Source organism: Prosthecobacter sp. (assembly GCF_044378005.1).
GTDB lineage: Bacteria > Verrucomicrobiota > Verrucomicrobiia > Verrucomicrobiales > Verrucomicrobiaceae > Prosthecobacter.
In genome coordinates, this window is record NZ_JBILYB010000320.1 from 1 (window position 1) to 2,785 (window position 2,785).

The 2,785-nt window shown below is 62.1% G+C and carries 4 protein-coding genes; 3 read left to right on the plus strand and 1 reads right to left on the minus strand.

Annotated elements, in window-relative coordinates:
• Positions 1–91 precede the first annotated feature (91 nt).
• Entirely contained in the window at positions 92–367 is a 276-nt protein-coding gene (locus AC6FTP_RS26730) for a phospholipase D-like domain-containing protein (protein ID WP_497209946.1), read from the minus strand.
• Between the two features lie 427 nt (positions 368–794).
• On the opposite strand from AC6FTP_RS26730, the gene AC6FTP_RS26735 reads away from it, so the two are divergent.
• The 3 genes from AC6FTP_RS26735 to AC6FTP_RS26745 form a co-directional block, all read left to right on the plus strand.
• A complete protein-coding gene (locus AC6FTP_RS26735; RefSeq protein WP_497209947.1) occupies positions 795–1,139 on the plus strand; it encodes a helix-turn-helix domain-containing protein in 345 nt (114 codons plus the stop codon).
• Between the two features lie 54 nt (positions 1,140–1,193).
• Positions 1,194–1,931 (plus strand): fibronectin type III domain-containing protein, encoded by a 738-nt coding sequence (locus AC6FTP_RS26740; RefSeq protein ID WP_497209948.1) that lies wholly within the window; start codon positions 1,194–1,196, stop codon positions 1,929–1,931.
• Between the two features lie 393 nt (positions 1,932–2,324).
• Positions 2,325–2,785: hypothetical protein (locus tag AC6FTP_RS26745; protein ID WP_497209949.1), on the plus strand; the 461-nt coding region annotated here is incomplete at its 3' end.

Consider the following 2,785-nt stretch of genomic DNA (forward strand, 5'->3'; position numbering starts at 1 on the left):
CTCTTTGAGCGGCCCCCACCATGCGAAGCGTTGTGTTTTCATCGGTCGCCTTATTTACACCACCCCTTCAACTTTGCCAATCGACAGGTTTTCAAACACGGCCTAGCTTGGAATGATCTGAGCCGGAAGCGAGAAGCAGACGTAACTCCTCATCCGGTGACATGGTCATCCCGACTAACAAGCGGCATGGAGGAGAACCGTTTTGTGGCCAGCTTTCAACCACGTCATCAATCGAACGCCAGCCACGCAGATTGAAGTACCCCACGCAGAAATCTCCGCGAAGAGCCAGCTTAAGAGCATCACGAAGGCCATTGCCCTGGTCGTTCTCCAGGAAGGGCGTGGTGATGTTATCGTAAATGGTCGGCATTTTCGGGAATTTCCTATGAGTGAAACACGATCAAAGCGGCGGATGAATCGGATGGCAAGGAATGCCGGATGCTGGCAGCTTGATTCTTGAGGCTGGAGGTGAAGGGTGTCTGTGAGCTAACAGAAGGGTGTCTGTGAGCTAACAGAAGGGTGTCTGTGAGCCAACAGAAGGGTGTCTGTGAGCTGACAGAAGGGGGCATGTGAGGCAACAGAAGGGTGTCTGTGATGGCACCGGGTGTGTGCCGCCAGCCCGCTGCTGATGCCGGATGAGTGATCCGACAGGCATCTGCGGGATTGGAGCAAGGCCCATGAGGGGGGAATGTGATGAAAATAAGATTGAAATCTTCGGCCTTGCGGTTCAGGATTAGGATGATTGTTCACTCGACCGCACCACCACGGTTGGTTTTATGTTCTCTCCAAGCCCTGGCATGAATCGGCCTCCGCCCGGCCACCAAGCGCATCTGGACGCGATGATGCGGGAGCATTTGAAGCTGCTGGGAGAGCTGGTGAACGCACGGCGCAACGAGCTGAAGATGAGCCAGGCGGAAGCGGCGGCGTGGGCGGGGCTTTCCCGCACGGAAATGTATCAAATCGAGCACGGGCTGACGGATGAAAAAATCACGACGGTGTTTCGCGTGTGCCGGGCGCTGCGCATGAGCGTGGTGGAGGTGGTGGCACGCCTGGACTACCTCATGAATCATCCCGAGGACCGGCCGCCCAATCGTGGGCTGAAATCACAGCGCGGGAAAAACACGAGACGTTCAGGCCACTGACGATGATCCGGCGCGGTGTCTGTGATTGGATTCCAGCCGCAAGACGCCGCCGCTATGTCCCTCCGCTACGACTCCAGCCCGCCCCTCCGCATGGACCAAGGGCTGCGATTCGACTCGGGGCCGGCTCCGTCTCCCTACCAACCCAACGTGAGGAGCAAGACCATGACGAAATTCAAACTGGAACTCAACCGCAAGAAGCCCAATGACAAGCTGGCGCTGGGCGCGGCCCACATCGCCGCGATGACCGGCAACACGAACTATCCCGCCGCCACCCGCGTGCCGACGGATGCGCAGGTGCAGACGGCGCAGGACGATCTGGCCGCCGCCGAGGCGGCGGTGGATGCGGCGGAGATCGCCTGGAAGGAGAAGATCCAGCTCCGCGATGCCAAGGTGCTGGTCTGGGACACGGTGATCACCGCGCGGGCGAACAACTGCGAGGCGGTGACGCCGAGCGATCTGGCCGCGCTGCAAAGCACCGGCTTCCCGCTGCGCAGCAGCGGTGCGCCGATCGGGTCGCTGCCCGCGCCCGGCGATCTGCGCGCCCTGGCCACGGAGGACGAGGGAGAGATCGAGCTGCGCTGTGACAAGGTGAAGGGCGCGAGCAGCTACGAATGGCAGTGCCGCCCGCACGACACGCCAGGAGCACCCTGGGGAGCCGTCAAGTCCAGCACCACGTCGAAGATCCTGGTGACCGACCTGACGCCGGGCCTGCTCTACGGCTTCCGCGTGCGTGCCATCGGCAGCGCCGGTCCGGGCACCTGGACGAGCGAGACGACGGAGCGAGCGCCGTGAGCGCCGGAAAGGTAGGGCGCGTTGTCCTCAACGCGCCGCCAATCCCGGCGGCTGGGGGACCAGCCGCCCTACCTGGGCGGTGGTTTGCCGGGCCATCGCTCAATCCTACTCGTCCTCGATTCTTCGTCATTGTAACAGCCCAAACATCCAAGGCCATGACAAGCCTGCTGCACGAAAGCTAGGTGCCTGCCGCGGTGCCTCATGCGTCCTGATCGAGGATGAGTTCGAGAGCCGAGCGAAGCGAGACAGACTGCCGCAGGCAGCCCAAGGGGTGAGAGAAGCGAATCAACGAGGACGAGGACGAACCCGGAGACGGACTCACGGCCGCTGCTACGGCCAACGACCGTCAACCATCGTCAACCACCGTCAACCATCGCAAACAACCGCAAACTCATGTTCGATCCCACTTACCCAGCCACGAACGCCTTGATCGAGTCCGCGCCGATGCGGGCGCAGTTCAACGGCCTCAAAGACCTCATCGACGCCATTCAATCCGTCGGCAGTGCCACGGTGGACGGCGTGAACACGCTGCCGCCGGGGGAAACGGCGACGGTGACGCTCGGGGTCAGCGGTGGCACGCTGCACTTTACCTTTGGCATTCCGGCAGGGGCGGATGGCAGCCCTGGGGATGCCGGTCCGCCTTTTGCGGATTTGACGGTGGATGCGGTGAACACGCTGCCTGCCGGTGAGCAGGCCACGGTGGAGTCCACCTTCGATGGCAGCACCGTGCATCTGACCTTTGGCATCCCTCAAGGTCTGGATGGCAGCAATGGCACGGACGGCACGCCCTTTGCGCAGGCGGTGGTGGACGCGGTGAACACGCTCCCTCCCGGTGAGCAGGCCACGGTGGAGTC